General features: G+C 48.6%; 11 protein-coding genes. 3 read left to right on the top strand and 8 right to left on the bottom strand.

What is annotated here, in order from left to right; genetic code table 11:
- The first annotated feature begins 33 nt into the window (after positions 1-33).
- The 3 genes from H4O21_RS03995 to H4O21_RS03985 all read left to right on the top strand — a co-directional run bounded on the left by H4O21_RS03995 (position 34) and on the right by H4O21_RS03985 (position 5,548).
- Positions 34-2,256, top strand: a complete 2,223-nt coding sequence (locus H4O21_RS03995) for a TonB-dependent receptor (RefSeq protein ID WP_220495494.1) — start codon at positions 34-36, stop codon at positions 2,254-2,256.
- A gap of 179 nt (positions 2,257-2,435) precedes the next feature.
- Complete coding sequence (locus tag H4O21_RS03990; RefSeq protein WP_182807548.1) at positions 2,436-3,590, top strand: saccharopine dehydrogenase NADP-binding domain-containing protein; 1,155 nt, start codon at positions 2,436-2,438, stop codon at positions 3,588-3,590.
- Positions 3,587-5,548 (top strand): saccharopine dehydrogenase NADP-binding domain-containing protein, encoded by a 1,962-nt coding sequence (locus H4O21_RS03985; protein WP_182807547.1) that lies wholly within the window; start codon positions 3,587-3,589, stop codon positions 5,546-5,548. Before H4O21_RS03990 ends, H4O21_RS03985 begins: the two co-directional genes overlap by 4 nt.
- 309 nt (positions 5,549-5,857) lie before the next feature.
- On the opposite strand, the gene H4O21_RS03980 is transcribed toward H4O21_RS03985, so the two are convergent.
- The 8 genes from H4O21_RS03980 to H4O21_RS03945 form a co-directional block, all read right to left on the bottom strand.
- On the bottom strand, positions 5,858-6,598 hold the full coding sequence (locus H4O21_RS03980; protein ID WP_182807546.1) for a 4'-phosphopantetheinyl transferase family protein: 741 nt from the start codon (positions 6,596-6,598) through the stop codon (positions 5,858-5,860).
- A gap of 79 nt (positions 6,599-6,677) precedes the next feature.
- Positions 6,678-7,598 (bottom strand): helix-turn-helix transcriptional regulator, encoded by a 921-nt coding sequence (locus tag H4O21_RS03975; protein WP_255487127.1) that lies wholly within the window; start codon positions 7,596-7,598, stop codon positions 6,678-6,680.
- A gap of 319 nt (positions 7,599-7,917) precedes the next feature.
- A complete protein-coding gene (locus tag H4O21_RS03970; RefSeq protein ID WP_220495492.1) occupies positions 7,918-9,720 on the bottom strand; it encodes an ABC transporter ATP-binding protein in 1,803 nt (600 codons plus the stop codon).
- Positions 9,705-11,567, bottom strand: coding sequence for an ABC transporter ATP-binding protein (locus H4O21_RS03965; RefSeq protein WP_182807545.1), 1,863 nt, complete (start codon positions 11,565-11,567; stop codon positions 9,705-9,707). The genes H4O21_RS03970 and H4O21_RS03965 overlap by 16 nt, the downstream gene beginning before the upstream one ends.
- Positions 11,568-11,839: 272 nt before the next feature.
- Entirely contained in the window at positions 11,840-13,255 is a 1,416-nt protein-coding gene (locus H4O21_RS03960) for a VWA domain-containing protein (RefSeq protein WP_182807544.1), read from the bottom strand.
- A gap of 64 nt (positions 13,256-13,319) precedes the next feature.
- Positions 13,320-14,264: an AAA family ATPase gene (locus H4O21_RS03955; RefSeq protein ID WP_182807543.1), complete on the bottom strand. Its 945-nt coding sequence runs from the start codon at positions 14,262-14,264 to the stop codon at positions 13,320-13,322.
- A gap of 303 nt (positions 14,265-14,567) precedes the next feature.
- Complete coding sequence (locus tag H4O21_RS03950; RefSeq protein WP_182807542.1) at positions 14,568-16,454, bottom strand: methyl-accepting chemotaxis protein; 1,887 nt, start codon at positions 16,452-16,454, stop codon at positions 14,568-14,570.
- A gap of 259 nt (positions 16,455-16,713) precedes the next feature.
- Positions 16,714-17,208 (bottom strand): LexA family protein, encoded by a 495-nt coding sequence (locus tag H4O21_RS03945; protein WP_182807541.1) that lies wholly within the window; start codon positions 17,206-17,208, stop codon positions 16,714-16,716.
- Between the last annotated feature and the right edge of the window lie 373 nt (positions 17,209-17,581).

Genomic DNA, 17,581 nt, shown 5'->3' with positions numbered 1-17,581 from the left:
CAATCGCGATGATTTTTAAGGAGCAATGGAGCCATGCGGGCCGCTACCCTCAACACCACTTCAGAACATTCGCAGACAGAGCCTTCGGCTGCTTTCTACAAAAAAACACCAGTGCAATCTTTTACACTGAGCCCTATGACTCGCCTGATTCAGCACACGTTATTCAGAAAAACACTACTAAGCCCGACTCTGTTACTGGCAGGTATCAGCAGTGTGGCATTAATAGCTCCCACGGTCGCTCAGGCAGAATCTAATACTCTGGATGCCATTACAGTAACGGCTGAAAAACGTGATGCTGACGTGATGGATGTCAGCTCCAGTGTTTCGGCTAAAACCGAAATTGAGCTGCAGGATGCAGAGATTGCTTCTATTGTTGAGCTGAGTCAGCACACACCTAACCTGCATATTTTTACCTGGGGTGGTAGCCGGGAAAACAATATCTTTATCCGTGGTATTGGTCCGGGCCTGTTCACCGATCCTACCGTTGGCTTTTATGTGGATGGAGTGAACTATACCAGTAACGGTATGTTTGACCTGGATCTGGCGGATATTGAGCGCGTTGAGGTACTGCGAGGTCCACAGGGTACGCTGTACGGTGGTAACTCTCTGGCCGGTATTATCAATGTCATCACGAAAAAGCCTGGCAATTACACAGAAGGCAAACTGACGTTCTCAGCAGATAGTCTGGATCAGCGTAAGCTGGGTATCAGTGCCAGTACCCCTCTGATTGAAGATGAGCTGTTTGTTGGTGTGAGTTTATCTAAGATAGATAATAGTGGTTATCTGGATAACATTTACAACGGTCAGGACTATGGCGGTCGTGAAGATACCAATGCCCGTCTGAAATTCCTGTGGCAACCAACGGACACCCTGGAAACCAATCTGATTCTGGATTACCAGAAGCTGCGAGGTGATTCTTACGCTCTGGGTAACGCCGACTTTATTAAGAAAAATCCGAAGAAAGTCGACCATAATTTTGATGGTGAAGACAACCGGGATTCAAAAGGTCTGGCACTGTCGGTTACGAAATCCTTTGATGGTATCGACTTTACCTCCGTCACCGGCTGGCGTGACTGGGATAGCCTGAACTCTGCCGACCAGGACGCCGGTAGTATGGATGGCTATATGCATCACTCTGAATCAGATGAAGAGCAATCTCAGATTTCTCAGGAGTTTCGCTGGGCATCCACTGACAATCAGCCTCTGCAATGGCTGGCGGGTTTATATGCTTATAAAAGCGAATATAAAGTCGATGGTCTGAATACACTGGACTATACCGCTTTTGGTATGGGCGGCCCTTACGCAGACCGTACGCTGGTGGATAAAGACAACAGCGGATATGCCGCTTTTGGTCAGCTGGATTATGATATCAATGACCGCCTGACTCTGACAGCGGGTCTGCGTCTGGATAAAGAAAAGCGCAAAGCCGATATCGAAACCAGAATGCAAAGTGCGGCCAGCGTTGATATTAAAGGTGAGAAGAACTTCACCGAATGGCTGCCAAAACTGGGGGCGTCTTATACTCTTGAAAACGATGCCCTACTGTATACCACCGTCAGTAAGGGCTATCGTGCCGGTGGCTTTGATCACCTGTATCCCAGCGAAAATGATCCAACCTACGAATCAGAAACCAGCACTAACTATGAACTGGGCTATAAGTCCTCTTTTATGGATGGCTCACTGGAACTGAGTGCAGCCCTGTTCTATATCGATATTAAAGACCAGCAGGTACAACAGCTGGTGCCAACTACAGGTAACATCCTGACCGATAATGCCGGTAAAGGCCGTAGTCAGGGACTAGAGTTTGAGTCCCGCTATACTCCCGCAGAAGGCTGGCTGATCAGCCTTGGCGGCAGCTACACTAAAGCAGAGTACAAAAGCTATTCGGGTTGTGACTTTACCGGCATGGTCAGCAACTGCGATGGCAATAAAATGGTGAATACCCCTGAACTGACAGCCAATTTTGCCATTCAGAACCGCCACCCCCTGACGGAAAGTCTGGATCTGTTTTCCCGTATTGATGTTCAGCATATCGGAGATTATTACTTCGATAGCCTGAACAAGTTCAAACAGGGCAGCTACCAGCTGGTGAATCTAAAAATGGGTGTTGAAGCCGAAAACTGGGAAGCTTATGCCTGGGTTAAAAACGCTACGGATGAATATTATTCCAGCGTTGAGTTTGACTTTGGTGCCGGGCATACCGTTGAGGCCGGAGACCCTCGCAGCTACGGTGTGACGTTAAGCACCCGATTCTGATGAGAAAGAGGCAGTAGGTCAGATATCCCTGCTGCCTGTCATCCTGAGCGTACCAAAGCTGAATGCCCTCTTCCGAAGCTGCACCCCGTGTCTATTCAGACCTTTCTGATGCCTCGCAGTCGGCATTTCCCCATTGATATCCGAATCACTTTATCCACTGCAGACCAGGAATTGAGGCTATGACTCATCCCATCCAGAATGCCCGCGTGCTGCTGTTAGGTGGCTTTGGTCGGGTCGGCATTGAAGCCGCACAGTACCTTCTGAAAACCACAGATGCCCGACTGACACTGGCCAGCCGCACCGGAAAGACTATCCCCAGCGAAATAGATCCCCAGTATCACGACAGAATCAGTACACTGACGCTGGACGCGACCCAGCCAGCTGCACTGGAGGAGGCCTGTCAGCAGACTGACTTACTGATTTCCTGTATAGGTCCATCCGGTATTGTTGGCGACAGTGTTGCCCGTGCCTGTAAAAAGACCATGACACCTCTGGTGGATGCCGGAGGCTATGACCCGGTCATTCAAAGCCTGGATCAGGCTGAAAAAGATGATCCGACCCGGGTGCCACTGGTCATCAATGTTGGCTTGCTGCCAGGTTTGTCGGGCTTATTCCCGGAGCATATCCTGCGCACCATAGGTGCAGGTACAGATATCCGTCAGCTTGATATTCACTATGTTGGACGGGACGCCTGGACCTATAACTCAGCCTGGGACATCATCAATAGTCTGGGCGGTTTTGGCCATGACCGTGGTTTCTGCTATCTGGATAATGGCAGGATAGTTTCCGTGCCTATGGGGAAAGCCGGAGCCAAACCCGCATTCCCTCATCCTATCGGCAAAACCAGTACCATGCTGATCTATGCAGAAGAAATTGTTCGTCTGGCTAATCAGCATAATATTCCAGTCGCCCGCGTTTTCGGAGCCAATATCGGCCCCAGAGCAACCATGATCTGCATACTGGCCAGGCTGATGCGCTTCTATAACTCAGACAAAGGTCTGGATCGCGGTGCACGCTGGCTGGCCAGAGCCTCTGAAAAAGATATGCGCAAAATGGAACCGGCCTACGGCATTCAGGTTGATCTGCATGATGCCACCGGCCTGGCCGCTACGGCTCAGCTGATGCTGACAGACACCTATCAGGCCACTGGCACTGTCATTGGTATCACAGCACGCTGCATTCTGCAGGGCCAGCATAATGGTACGGGTGTCTTTATGCTGCATGAGGCTATTCCCCATGATCTGTTTATGTCGCTTTTCGAGCAGGAAGATCTGATTCGCTTTATCGATATTCGCACGCTTAATGACCAGCATACCGCCGAGGCTTCCGTATGAGTTCCGTACCTGTTTATCAGAAAAAAATTATTGTTATTGGCGGCAGTGGTGAAACCGGTCGCCGGGTTGTCCATCATCTGAGTCATACCTGGCCTGATGCCAGAATCACCAGTGCTGCCCGTCGCGTGCAACCATCGTTATTATCAGCAGATAATATCGACACGGTTCGCCTGGATGTTAATGATCGCCAGAAAGCCATCGATATTCTGCAGGACTATGATCTGGCTATTATTACTCTGGGTCCAATGGAGCATCTGGGTAGTCAGGTTCACACGTTGTGTCTGCAAGCGGGTATAGATTGCATCGATATTAATGACAGCCTGAGCGCGACCGATCAGATTCTGGCTCTTCATGAGCAAGCCAGCCAGCAGAAACAGTCTATTTTTACCGGTATGGGCTTTACACCTGGCCTGTCTACTCTGCTATTGATGCAACTGGCCTGGAAAAATACTTCTCCCAGTGGTCATTACCATGTCAGAGCCTGTATGGGAGCAGCCTACGGAGGAGGTGAAACCAGTCCTTACGCCATTTTATCCAGCTTCAGCAACACACTGACCTGCTTCGAAAAAGGGCAGCGTATAGAGAAAGCCACGCCCTGGCAGGATCAGAACAAGGATTTCCATTTCCCGGGACAGGATAAGCCATCTGAACTGGTGCCGTTCTCCGCTCTGGAAAGCGCAGGACTCGCTGCAGCACATTGTCCGACAGAAGATCGCATTAAAACCCTGGATTGCCGCTATGCCATTCAGTTTATGAGCCAGGGCATGGCCCGGTTTATGGCTAATCGGAATTTTGGTGAAAAAATACAGAATTTCCTGGCGAAAAAGTTCTATACCAGTGGTCAGTCCATGAAACAGAAGAAGAATGCTGACCCGGATACAACCCTGTGGGTTTATCCGGATGGCGCGCCTGAACAGGGCTTACTGATTCATGGTGTGATCTCTTCCTACGACTTTACCGCTCTGATGGCCTGCTCCATCGCAGACTGCTGGCTGCAGGGCAAACTCAGCCAGTATGAAGGCGTCTATGGTATCGAACATCTGCAGCCCGATGCGCATCAGCATATCCGGCAGGCTCTGGAAAAACGTGGTATTAGCAGCAGAACACCGGATATTCAGGCGTTGCATGATGATGGTATTTACTTCGGCTGGGTTGAGCCGGTTTGCGGTGATGTGGCACAACTGCGTAATTACGGTCGCAACTGGTACACCATTGATAAAGCTCACCCAAAGATGGTACCACTGCAAAAAACATTTCTGCTGGAATCGGATATCTGGCAAGCTCTGAAATCCGCAACAAATACCCTGAGTTTTGCTGGCTTTGTCGCTAAAGTGATGCTGCGCTGGCGAGCCCATAATAAGCAACTGGAATCCTATCGGGAGGCTCACAAGAACAGCGCTCCAGAACTGGCGGCTATCTGGAAAAGAGCGACACAGGATATCAGTATGTTTACCTCAGGATATTCATCTGCCAGGGATCTTCTGGGACAGGAAACAGCGTTTAAGCTCTACCGGAAAATGTTTCTTGAAACAGGTTGCATGGAAACCCGTTGCCTGTGGCCTGAGCCAGAAATATTCCAGGCATTCGATAATCCGGCAGAAGCCGTTAAGGATTACTGGCTGAGCTTTGTTAAAGGTTATGCCGATATTGAGGTGCTGACACTCACCATTGACGATACCCCGGCAACATCATCAGAAGAGCATGTATTTCTGAGTTGCGAGATTAAAGACTGCGCCTACGCCAGCATGTTTATTAAGCTGGGCTGCCCTGAACTGGGTAATCTGGTGCGGGAGATGGAACAGGAAGCACTGGAGCATATGGCTCGGGGTACAGGCCTTCAGGTCGACTGGACTCAGTATGATAAAGGTGAAGCCACAGTCCGTTTACTGGCATCAGCTCCGGTAACACAGCACATCGGATCAGAAGAGAACACGGAGGCTCAGCCAGAAATCGCCTGAGCTGATACGTCAGGTATTACAGGCACGCTTATATATAACCCATAAACACGCCTATCTTCTCCGGTCTGCAGCCGGGGAAGATAAAAGTATAAATGCCAGGAGACTATTGTGCAGGAGCTTATCTGAGGAAAAATCATTTCATATTCTCCAGCCAATGACTGGAGAATATGGCAGTCTGTAACAGAGAAACGTTTATCCGGATGCTTACGACTGTATGCAAAGAAACACTTCAACAGTGAATGGACCGAACATCTCGTAATGAAATAAAGCGGGTTCTTTTATCGCCCGGCTTTGAATCAAGGGTATTTATCAACAATGGCCATCATCTTTAACTGCTCCAATCAGGAGCAGGGTATAAACACAATCACCCCGGAACATATACCGAATATGAATCAGACTACCTTCAGGCCATAGCTCAGATAATGTCTGATTCAGTTTAATAGTCAGCGTATCCTGCTTTATATCTGTCACGGTAGCGGCTTCAAAACCAAAGATATAACCCACATCCTTATAGATTGCTTTAAATAATGTTTCTTTAGCAGAAAAAACCAGGGTAAAAAAAGCTTCTGTTGTCAGCTTTTCACCCGTTACTCTGGCTGACAATGCAATATCCCCCGGTGTCAGAACTTCCTGATACAGATTTCTGTACAATTCCGAACTGACCACAGGCTCAATATCCAGACCAGCACTACGAATATGATCGGACCTGGTAACGCAGGCTGCTGCTCGTGTTGTGGTATGGGTAAAAGATCCGGTAAAGCCATCGGGCCAGACAGGGCTACGGTCTGTATTATTTCTGATGTCGGTATTCTGTGTACAGCCAATCTCTTCCAGAGCCTGACGGGCACATAGTCTGGATACCAGATACTCACATCGTCGCTTAGCAACCATGTTTTCAAAACGTTCAGGTAAGCTGATACCGTGTTCGGCAAAGGTATCTGCACTGATTTCCGACACGATAAAATCGGCCTCATAAAGAGCAATGACGGAGCTGTTCGCTGAAAATGTTGATGGGTATAACCGGTAATAGAAGGCAGAACTTGTAAGCATATTTAACTTGTCGACTGAAGCGATTAACACCAGATCACAGAGATTATCGAATCTTCGGATCTGGCCTGCATGATGCCTTTCAGAGAATCTCAATACCCGAAAAATCCGGAGCAATCTCCTTACGGGCATCGCCAGGCAGAATATTAAACTGCTTACGAAACGCGGTACTGAAATGACTGACATTACTGTAACCCAGAAGCATCGCTGTTTCAGTCACATTATGGTTTTTAAGCAACGTCATTGCCTCTTCCATTCGGGCTTTCTGGTAGTAAGCATAAATACTGTTACCAAACAACGTCTTAAAGCCTTTTTTAAGCTTACACTGATTTAAACCAACCGTAGTTGCCACATCGGCAATGGTCGGCGCCTGACTCAGGTCTTTTAACAGGTAATCTCTGGCCATATCCAACTGGCGGCGCTCACGGGATGAAATGCTGGAAATCTGACTATGCTGATTTTTAAAAGCGCTCAGATGCCAGTAAATAAAATCCAGAACCGCAGAATGCAGCAACAGTTTATGCTGAGATTTACTGTTCATCAGACTAGCAATCTGTTTCGCTGAATAACTGGCCTTCTGATTCTTTCCGGCATTACGTACAAAAAAATGCACGCCTTTTTCCGGGTTAATCTCAGATAGTTCCTCTCCAGCCATGTCACAGAGCAGCTCAGGAGTAATCATCACAGCCAGATTGCTGAACGATGGCGAGTTGTTCAGATAGAACATTTCACCATCAGAATACCCCATGGTGATCTCTCCTGCCGTATAGTGCATAGGCACATCTTTTACTCTGGCCTCAAAACATCCTTTCAGCAGACAGTTCAGATGAATATATTCCTGATCTCCGGGAAACGAAGCTGTCACACCTTCTGAATGAGAATGAGAGATACAAACTGATAACCCTGGCTGGATCTCAAAGAAACAGTCCTGATCTGTCGCGGGAGGATTACGCATCTCTGGTAGCAGGGAATCAGATGGATAAATAGATTCTACCGAGCACATAGTCACCTCACTTCTCCTTATATAACGTGCCAGAGTCAGCACTTCCTGAATCTATTCCATGAAAAAGCAGAGGTTTTGCTGCAGGCATTTTCAGTGGCTTCGGAAAATGACAGGAAGTGTTATTGCCTGCTTATCTTAACAAGTCAAATCTTTTTCGCAAATGATATTTATTCTCATTTTGTAACTAAAGAGATACTATGCAGATCAGAGTATCGGAAGCTAATACCTATTGATGGAACAGGCTCTGGCCAGGAGTAACCAGAGCACTGATATGAACTCAGCCACACATGACGGATGACTGAACCAGGCAGAGCAGAGTTTACGAGGCTGCAGAGCTCTGGTGCTGGCCTTCCTGGGCCTGCCATAATGTTCGGTACATCCCCTCACAGGCCAGAAGTTCATCATGCCTGCCTTTCTGCACGATTTTCCCCTGATCCAGCACAATGATCTGACTGGCATGGCGAATGGTACTCAGACGGTGGGCAATCATAATGACAGTCCTCCCCTGTGCCAGACGGCTCAGGGCCCGCTGAATATGGTACTGGGTTTCGGTATCAACAGAAGCAGTCGCTTCATCCAGCAACAATACCGGCGCATCTTTCAATAAGGCCCTGGCAATCGATAAACGCTGTCTTTCTCCCCCTGACAGACAGGAACCTCCTTCTCCAATTCGGGTGTTATAGCCCTCAGGCAGTTTGCTGATAAAGTCATCACACCAGGCCGCTTTACAGGCTTCCCTGATCTGTTGTTCAGATGCATCTGGTCGCCCAATTCTGATATTGTCTGCGATAGTGCCATCGAATAACTGAACCTGCTGAAATACCATACTGACTTTCTGATATAACTGCTCACTGCCTAATGCTTTTAAATCACTCCCGCCTAAACTGACAGATCCCTGCTGAGGGTCATAAAAACGAGCCAGCAGACCCATCAATGTACTTTTGCCTGAACCGGAAGGCCCGACAATTGCCGTCATGCTGTTCTCTGGTACTCTGAAATTCAGCTGATCCAGTATCAGGGATTCATTGTCGTAACCAAAAGACAGATCCTGCACAATAAGATCATTATTACGGGGTATTTCTGCAGAGCCGGGCTCAGACAGAGGTTTACGCTGGTAAAGTTGCTGTAATTTCTGCTCACTCTGCACGGTAAAGCGCAACACTGCCAGGTGCTCCGCCATTTCCAGTAACGGCCCTAACATGCGATAAGCCAGTAGTATAAATAGCAATAAAGACAGTAATTCGGTCTGATCCTGTGCCGGAGTCATCCCCGCTATCTGCATAGCGGCCAGTGTCAGAAATGCCACCAGACCAAGCTCTGTCAGTAATCGATACAACACCACAGGCCCTGCCCCCCAGATCTCAACGCCGATACTGGTTCGGGTGATATGGTCGAACTGCAGATAAAGCCGCTTCAGCCAGACACCCGCTTTGTTGAACAGACGAAAAGTACGCAGGCCGGTTACATATTCAACGACCATGCCTGAGGTATACCGCAACGCATCCTGCTTAGCCTGACTAACACGAATAAACAGATTGCGACTGAGCTGAAGAAATAACAATGCCAGAGGAAAACCAGCCATCAATCCTATAGCCAGATGCCAGTCAACCCATAACAAAGCAATAAATAACAGCAGTGGCACGAGCAGAGAGGTCAGTAACTCAACGACCTGATGAGTAAAAATATTCTCAATGCGCTGGATATCATCCGTCATCATATCCGCCAGCTGTCCGGTACGATATTCTGCCAGTACGCCCAGAGGTAACTGGTGCACACGATCCAGTAGCTGTTCACGGTAGCCCGCCATAATACGATAACCACCCAGAAAGCTGTTCCTTTGTCCTTTCCAGGCCGCCACTAACTGAATCAGAAAAATCAATAACAATGTACCAGCCAGCCATAGAATTGAGGCTTCCGCTTCGTCATTGTCTCCCTTTGATAACAGGATATTCTGCAACCAGAAAAAAACAGCCAGCAAAGGTAACAGGTCCAGTATACGTTCCAGTATTCGCCAGCTCAGGCCAGATAAAAACAAACCGGGAGAACGCCCACTGCTGTGTATGACCCGAACAATAATACGGAATATACTACTATCCATTGATGACTTCAGATCTGCAGGCATGTTGTTTCTCCTTCTGTTACATCACTCCTTTTTCTGCTCTCACAGGCCTGATCGTCTTGCAGGGTCCAGTGGTGACTATCACGCTGTAACTGCCATATTTTCTGGTAGTAAGCATTTCGCTGTATCAGCTCAGTATGACTGCCTGCATCCTGTATATGGCCTTTGTGAAGAACAATAATCTGATCGGCAAACTCCATACCTGCCAGGCGATGCGCAATGATCAGTACGGTTTTATCCGGATAGTGTTCCTGCAGATCACGGTAGAATGCCTGCTGAGTCAGGTTATCTGCAAAGGCTGTCGCTTCATCCAGAACCAGTACCGGAGTATCTGCCAGCAGCGCTCTGGCCAGCGCCAGCCGCTGACGCTCACCACCGGATAAACGTGTCCCCTGCTCATTAACCCTGGTGTCATAACCGTCAGGCAATTGCTGAATCAGGTGCTCAGCCTGAGCCACCTTAATCGCCAGTTCCATGTCATGCTCCTGCACTGTATCTCTGGCCAGCATCAGGTTGTCTCTGATCGTTCCTTTGAACAGAAAGGCATCCTGAGTTGCCACTGCAACCAGGCTTGCTCTTTGCTCGTTACTCAGGTCCGTGACAGCTCTGCCATTGATGGTAACCTGACCTTGTTCCGGCATTAATAAACCAGCGATCAGCTGGGCCAGGGTCGACTTACCACTACCCGATGCGCCGGTCATCACTGTTGTGCTGCCTGCTGGCAGAGTCAGATCCATTTCAGGAATGATCAGGGTCTTGTCGTAGCTGAAACGAACCCTGCTCAGCTCAACATCAATGCCTTCTTCTCTGCTGGATACAGGATCAGCACCTTCGGCCTGTTGAGCATGTTCAGCACTATTGTCAGCATTCAGTACAGGATTAAGGCGGCGTACACTCGCCAGCACTTCCCGGCTATCGGTAAAGAAATGACTGATTTTCAGCAGAGGGCGTAACATACCGCCGCAGAGCAAAATCGCCAGAATCAGATCCGTCAGAGCGATCTCATTATGCAGCAACAGAAAACCACCAGCAGGCAGTACCAGTAACATATTAGCCCCCAGCAAACTGGTAAATAATGCCCACCTGGGAACGGTTAACCGAGTCAGCGCTTCGACCAGGCTGTAATAATGCTGAGAGTGCTGCACCATGGCAGAAAAACGTCTGGCATCCTGACGAAACAGCTTCATTACCGGAATATTGCGCAGGTACTCGACAGTCGTTTTATTCAGGCTAACGGCAACCTGATGATACTGATCCTGCATGGAATCCATATCACGCATAAATAACATGGAACAGATAATCGCCAGAGGTGCGACCAGTAAAGCTGCCACAGCCAGACGCCAGTCAATCCAGAACAGATAAAAAGTGATTAGCAGAGGAGTCAACAGAGAAACCGAAACTTCTACCGTATGGTGTGCAATCAGATTTTCAATTTTATCGACATCCTGCAACACCATCTGTTTTAACTGACCCGAGTGATAACTCTGAATCCAGTGTAAAGGTGCCCAGGCCAGACGAGTAACCAGTATTCTTCGGGTATGAGCCAGAGTAAAAAAAGCAGCCTGGTGGCTAAGAAAATAGGCTATGCCATAAATCAGCGTCTTTAATACCAGCGCTGCTGCCATCCAGAGTGCCAGCTGATAAAAAGTTTCAGCCATCTCTGTTGTCGTGCTTTGCTGATCAATAAAACCCAGTACGGCCTGTGCCCCCTGGGCCAGAAGCCAGAACGGCACCAGTTCCATCGTCGCAGCCACCAGGGTAAATGCAAACGCCAGAGCCAGACGTGTTCGCTGTCTGTCAATCAAAAACCAGAGCGTACGCCAGCCCGCCTTATCCTCAAATTCAGCCATGCCCGAAACTTCCTTCTGCAATGGGGGCAAAACGATAAGTGTCGCCATGACAGGCCTGCACTTATACGGGTTAAAACAGCCCGCCAAATTAATGAAGCTTTCAGGGTCGTACTACTCACATCCGGCAGACAGCCCCCCTATCCGATTGATTTATTCGGATGATAGAAAAGTCATGCCTTAAGATCAGATGCTTTATCAATTATGAGCGTCACACCGGAACGCAATCTGTTCAACACGATAATGCCTGCAAGGGAGGTTTATCTCCCTTGCATTCAGGTATTACGCTTCAGCTCAGAGCCCAGAATGCGATTCAGATCACGCAGAGAGTTACAGGTTTCAATATGGGAACAGTAAGGTGCATATTGATTCATAATGGAATCACCGGTATCCCAGCTCAGCGAGCCCTCCGGGTTTAGCCAGAGCACACGCTGGCTTTGCCGGTAGACTTTCTGCCAGACAGGAATGTTGCCATCTTCATTATTATTACGGGCATCTCCCAGCATAATCACAGTGGTTTTATTATCGATATCGGTCAGAGCCATCTGCTCAAAGTCTGCCAGCGCTTTACCATAATGGGTGGGGGCATTCCCCCAGCGTTTCAGCACGTCGGCCAGGGCTTCATCCATATCTTTACTGGCGAACAATTCAGTGACTTCAGCCATTTCAGAGGAGAAGACAAATGAACGGACCCGGGGTAACACATCCTGTAAACAGTATAAAAACAGTAATAAAAAGCGCGCGACCTGACTGACAGAACCACTGACATCACAAATCACTATCACTTCAGGTCTTTCAATCCGGGTTGATTTCCATTTAGTGTGAAATAAGAAACCATCGTAAGCGGCATTGGCTGCAATAGTGCGCCGGACATCCAGCAAACCTCGACGGGTCATGCGCCGTCTTCGGCTATGCATACTGGCCAGCCGCTTCGCCGCCTTACGTACCAGCTCTCCCATCAGTTTATAATTGCTGAGGTCAATATTGGTCAGCCGGATCTTTTGCAGCTTGTCCTCCCGCAGCCTGAGGGCTTCATTCTGGTTAAATAACAGATACTGTTGTTCCACATAGTCCCGTATCTGCTGCTGTAATTGCGTCCTTCGTTGCCGTAACAGCTGCACCAGTGCACTGTTCTCGTCATCTTTGGCCATGGCAGCCAGATCCTGCTGCAGCTCACTGCCCCCCAGTGCCTGCATTACCCGGTACGTCACCACAGGAATCTGAGTATTAAACGTAATCTGCTGAGCTCCGGCACCGGTCCCGGCACTGGCAATCATCACTTGCATCGCGGACATATCTCCGCCCATCAGCTGCTGAGCTAATGGAGAAAGTTGCCGGGCTAACGGTGAGTTTATTGCTCCGGCAGCATCAGCAGCGGCTCTGTTATCAACCGTTGCCGGTGCGGCCTCAGGTCTGCCTGCAGGCTGAGGCTTATCTGATGCCGAAAGATTCGGGTCATCTGACTGCTCCAGATGCTCATAGGCATTAAAATACTGATCAAACATCTGATCATGAATCAGACGGTGCTCCAACCGCTTACTCAGCGTCATGCCCAGTGCCTGTCTGAGCAGCGGACCATTCTCAATGCCTGTTAACTGAGCCGCTTTTAAAGCATCCAGCGTTTCAGCAGATGAGATGGGTAACCCCGCCTGCCGCAGGGCATGGATAAAATCACCTAATACTTTCTGCATGTTCTGACGCCTGTTGCTGAATTCATCCTTTGCACCGGAGTGTTAAACACAAAATGCCAGAGGATTAAACCTGCTTAGCCACGGCTTTAAGCAGATTGTTGATTTCAGGTTCAACCGCTTCGATATCATCCTGAAATTTCAGCAGCAGATTCAATGTGTTTTTGATCCAGTCGTGATCCAGGTTATCCACATTCAGCAGCAATAAAGCGCGCGCCCAGTCGATGGTTTCACTGACCGCCGGGACTTTTTTCAGTGCCATATCTCTGAGTTCACCGATAAAGGCGACCAATTGCTGCTTCAGCTGTTCATTCAGTTCCGGCACCTGAGCGGTGATAATTTTTTGCTCAATCTCTTTGCACGGGAACGGAATATACAGATGCAGGCAGCGTCGTTTCAGGGCATCACTCAGTTCACGGGTATTATTACTGGTCAGAAAGACAATAGGACTGGACTTCGCTTTGATGGTACCCAGCTCCGGAATAGAGATCTGATAATCCGATAGCAGCTCCAGCAGAAAAGCTTCAAACTCCTGATCCGCTTTATCAATTTCGTCAATTAGCAGAATCGCGCCATCTTCAGCTCTGAGCGCTTCCAGTAATGGGCGGGGCTCAAGAAACTCATCAGAATAAAAAATATCCCCGAACTGATGCAAACGGGTAACAGATTCATCCAGACCTTTAGCACCTCGCATCACATCGCCAAGCTGGTCTTTTAACAGTTGTGTATACAGCAGCTGCTTGCCGTATTTCCACTCATACAGAGCCTTAGCCTCATCCAGGCCTTCATAACACTGCATACGGATCAAAGGGGCTGACAACAGCTCTGATGCCTTTTTAGCTAACTCTGTTTTACCCACGCCCGGAGGGCCTTCAACCAGGATCGGCTTTTGAAGATGACATGCCAGATATACCGAGGTAGCAATGGCATCACTGCAGATATAGCCCAACCCTTCAAAGTGCTGCTTGATAGTGTCGGGAGAATGGATTTTGTCCTTATTACGGATAATCACCGGAGGCCTCTGTTTTTCCTGTTTTCACGATTGTATAGCGGGCCAGGATATGAAGGGAAGGGATTAAGATAGTTTAATTAGACACTTAAAATATAATAAAAAATCAGACTGGGTAGTCATCTGCGAATGTGGATATTTTACCTGCTATCAGCCGTCAGGAGACCGCAACAGATAAAATACCCACATCAGGCTATCCAGCCTGAAAAATCACAGCGCCAGACCTGGAATAGCACAGTGCCAGGTCTGTAAGATCGCAACGTGAGGCCTGTAAGATCACAGCGTGAGGCTAGAAAGATCAAAGAGTCAGACAGTAAAAGTGGCTGCCAGACCTTCCAGCTCTTCAGCCTTAGTGACAATCGCCCGGGTGTTTTCTCTGATCCGGTTACTGGCCTGGTGATTACTGTTAATCTCACTGGCGATTCGATCCATATCCTGCGCCATACGGGCTGTGGTTTGCGCTACTTCGCTGATTGCCTGATAAATGGCGCTGGCCTGCTCAGCCGCTTCAGAGGTCTGTTGTTCAATACGCTGAATCGCCTGTTCAGCCTGTTGGCTGAAACTCTGTCCCTGCTCAACCTGCTTCTGATTCAGCGCCATGGCTGATACCACGCTTCGGGTTTCCTGCTGAATCTGTTCAATGCGCTCTGTGATATTACTGGTCGCAATCACTGTCTGCTCAGCCAGGGTACGTACTTCATCTGCTACGACAGCAAACCCCCGTCCGGCCTCACCAGCCCGCGCAGCTTCAATGGCCGCATTCAGCGCCAGCAGGTTGGTTTGCTCTGCCACGCCTTCAATCAGCTCAATCACGGTGTCAATCTCTTTGGACTGCTGCCCGAGACGCGCGACGGAATCACTGGTCTGATCCACATTACGGGCCACTTCACGCAGAGAATCCAGAGCCTGTGAAATAATTCCTGCTCCGGATTGCGAAGCCTGCCAGGCTTCACGGGTGGCTTCACTGACCTGACTGGTACTCTGAGCCACTTCTTCTGCTGAAACACTGATCTGCTCAGTCGCAGCCACCATCGCATTACTTTTATCACTGATGGTTTCACTGCCCTGCTGAATCTGTTGTTGCGACAGATTCATCTCTTCTGACATCTGCTTCAGTGTCGAGGTACTGCGCTGAATATGGCGAATCAGTTCACCCATTTTACCCGTCATGGTATTCGTGGCCTGAGCCAGCTGGTTAAACTCATCTTCCGGATTAGTGGATGCCATAAACTCCCGAGTCAGATTACCGGCAGCCACATCATTCAGTACAGACAATGCCTGCTTCATATTGCGGGCAATAGACACAGCGACAGATGCGACAATACCACTGACCAGTATCGCTAACAGTGCACTGCCCAGCAGGATTGACTGATAGGCCCGCTCCTGACTCTGCTCCGTTGCCTGCCGCGCAGATACCACCAGAGTATTCATCAGGTAATCTGTAACGGATTCTACTGCCGGAATGATACGGTTCCGGGCAGCCTGAATCTGTTTATTCAGTACAGCCTGTTGCTGGCTCAGCTGAACCACCGGCTCCAGTGCCGCCTGGTAGCGACTGACATCTTCAGCAAACACATCGTCGAAATTGAATACTGTGATCTGATTATTCAGGGCATTCAGTTTCTGTATCAAAGTTTGATGGTTATGTTCAGAGGCATTCAGCAGAAAGGCTTTTTCAGCGGTTCTGACCTCCTTAAACATGGAAGCAAAACGATCCATGATTGATAAACGCTCGGCCAGATGTTCCGTTTGCTGATTCAGTCCAGCCAGAGCGCCTGTGCTCTGACCATTACCCAGATCATGCTGCAGCTGCAGACTTTTTTCCAGCATCTGCAGATAGCCCGGCAATTGTCGCTGCACTGGCTGCAGCATCTGTGACGCTTTGGGATTCTGCACTCGCTGAGCAATGCTATCCAGCTGATATGCAGAGCTCTGATTCAGTTGATTCAGCAGATCCCGGGCTTTTTTCTGCTCTTCCACCAGAGCACTATCCCGGAGTTTATCCAGCAACAGTAATCGGGCCTGCAGTCGACTGGCTTCACTGGCTGCCTGGTTTATATCGGATTGATAGCGGGCAGACTGTCCTTGCCCGGTGAGGGTGGATGCACTGTAAAGGCCCATCAGCGCAAATCCGGTGATTGTTACCAGAACAATCAGGATCAGCTTGTGCCTGAGTGACAAGTTGATGTTCATGAATCTTCAGCTCCTGAATATTATTTTTTTAATAGCCAGTGCCCGGGCATTCTGACCGTTATCCGGCAGTCAGCTCTCACCATCCATGGAGTAAATATTCAGACAACTGGCGGGATATTGATAAGTCTCTTTCGGAGCATTGAGACTTTAGGAGCACACAGGAGCATGAAAAACGCTGAACCCTCAATGTTCAGTTTGATATCAGCCAAACTTTTATCACGGTATATAATGCCGATATCCTGCGGATATCATCAGAACATCACTGTAGTGGATGCCGACGCTTCAGCCCCATTACGATACCCAGCACCTGCACATCTTCGTTACGCAGGTAAATCGATGCCATATCGCTGTTAGCCGGGTCCAGCCGCACCCCGGACCGATCAATATAAAGACGCTTCAGGGTGACATACTGATTGTTGATCATGACCACGCAGGTCTCGCCATTCTCAACACTCTGACGCTGCTCAATAATGATGATATCGCCATCATGGATATTGGCTTCGATCATAGAGTCACCCCGGACTTTCAGGGCATAGGTATTCTTTTTTACCAGCTGTGGCGGGATAGCGATCTTTTCCTGACTTTCACAGATATCCATCGGCTGGCCTGCTGTTACCCAACCCAGTAAAGGCACAACAGGCTGGGGGGATTGCTCATCCTGACCGGGCTTCAGATACAGGGCTTCCTGCCACAGTTGATTATGGTCCTGGCTGGTAAAATCACGCAGAAGAAAAAGCTGTTTCTGGGCAGACATAATGACTCCTGAATAACCGCATCCGGCAATACTGTTGTTTTATACAGTATTTTTATCCAGTAAAAAAATTATTGCCAGTACTTCCTGACTAAATCCGATATTATTTTTCGCCTTTGCCAGCAAGATATCCGTTGAATCAAGGCACTGCGGTTTCGCTATTTTGCTCAGCGCTGTCACGATAAGGCTCAAATAAAGCACGGATATCCACACAAGCGCGCAATTTTGACAACAAAACTCGATGTAAAAAGAACCTGATATAAATATTGCAATTGGCAGTTTAAGTAATTTATGAAATAGGCTAAATCATGTAAAATTCAAGGTTGCGTTACCTGTATGGACCAGTCGAATTTGCAAATACAGAGAGAACATCGCC

The organism is Oceanospirillum sediminis (genome assembly GCF_014164585.1).
In the GTDB taxonomy this organism is placed as follows: Bacteria; Pseudomonadota; Gammaproteobacteria; order Pseudomonadales; family Halomonadaceae; genus Oceanospirillum; species Oceanospirillum sediminis.
Note: the sequence above shows the minus strand (reverse complement) of the source record. Positions and strands in the feature narration are given on the sequence as shown.

What these genes read in the sequence shown, in the direction of transcription:
- H4O21_RS03945 (WP_182807541.1), bottom strand. Translation starts at nt 17,208, where the DNA reads ATGTCTGCCCAGAAACAGCTTTTTCTTCTGCGTGATTTTACCAGCCAG.
- H4O21_RS03960 (WP_182807544.1), bottom strand. Translation starts at nt 13,255, where the DNA reads ATGCAGAAAGTATTAGGTGATTTTATCCATGCCCTGCGGCAGGCGGGG.
- H4O21_RS03990 (WP_182807548.1), top strand. Translation starts at nt 2,436, where the DNA reads ATGACTCATCCCATCCAGAATGCCCGCGTGCTGCTGTTAGGTGGCTTT.
- H4O21_RS03950 (WP_182807542.1), bottom strand. Translation starts at nt 16,454, where the DNA reads ATGAACATCAACTTGTCACTCAGGCACAAGCTGATCCTGATTGTTCTG.
- H4O21_RS03980 (WP_182807546.1), bottom strand. Translation starts at nt 6,598, where the DNA reads ATGCTTACAAGTTCTGCCTTCTATTACCGGTTATACCCATCAACATTT.
- H4O21_RS03965 (WP_182807545.1), bottom strand. Translation starts at nt 11,567, where the DNA reads ATGGCTGAATTTGAGGATAAGGCGGGCTGGCGTACGCTCTGGTTTTTG.
- H4O21_RS03975 (WP_255487127.1), bottom strand. Translation starts at nt 7,598, where the DNA reads ATGTGCTCGGTAGAATCTATTTATCCATCTGATTCCCTGCTACCAGAG.
- H4O21_RS03970 (WP_220495492.1), bottom strand. Translation starts at nt 9,720, where the DNA reads ATGCCTGCAGATCTGAAGTCATCAATGGATAGTAGTATATTCCGTATT.
- H4O21_RS03985 (WP_182807547.1), top strand. Translation starts at nt 3,587, where the DNA reads ATGAGTTCCGTACCTGTTTATCAGAAAAAAATTATTGTTATTGGCGGC.
- H4O21_RS03995 (WP_220495494.1), top strand. Translation starts at nt 34, where the DNA reads ATGCGGGCCGCTACCCTCAACACCACTTCAGAACATTCGCAGACAGAG.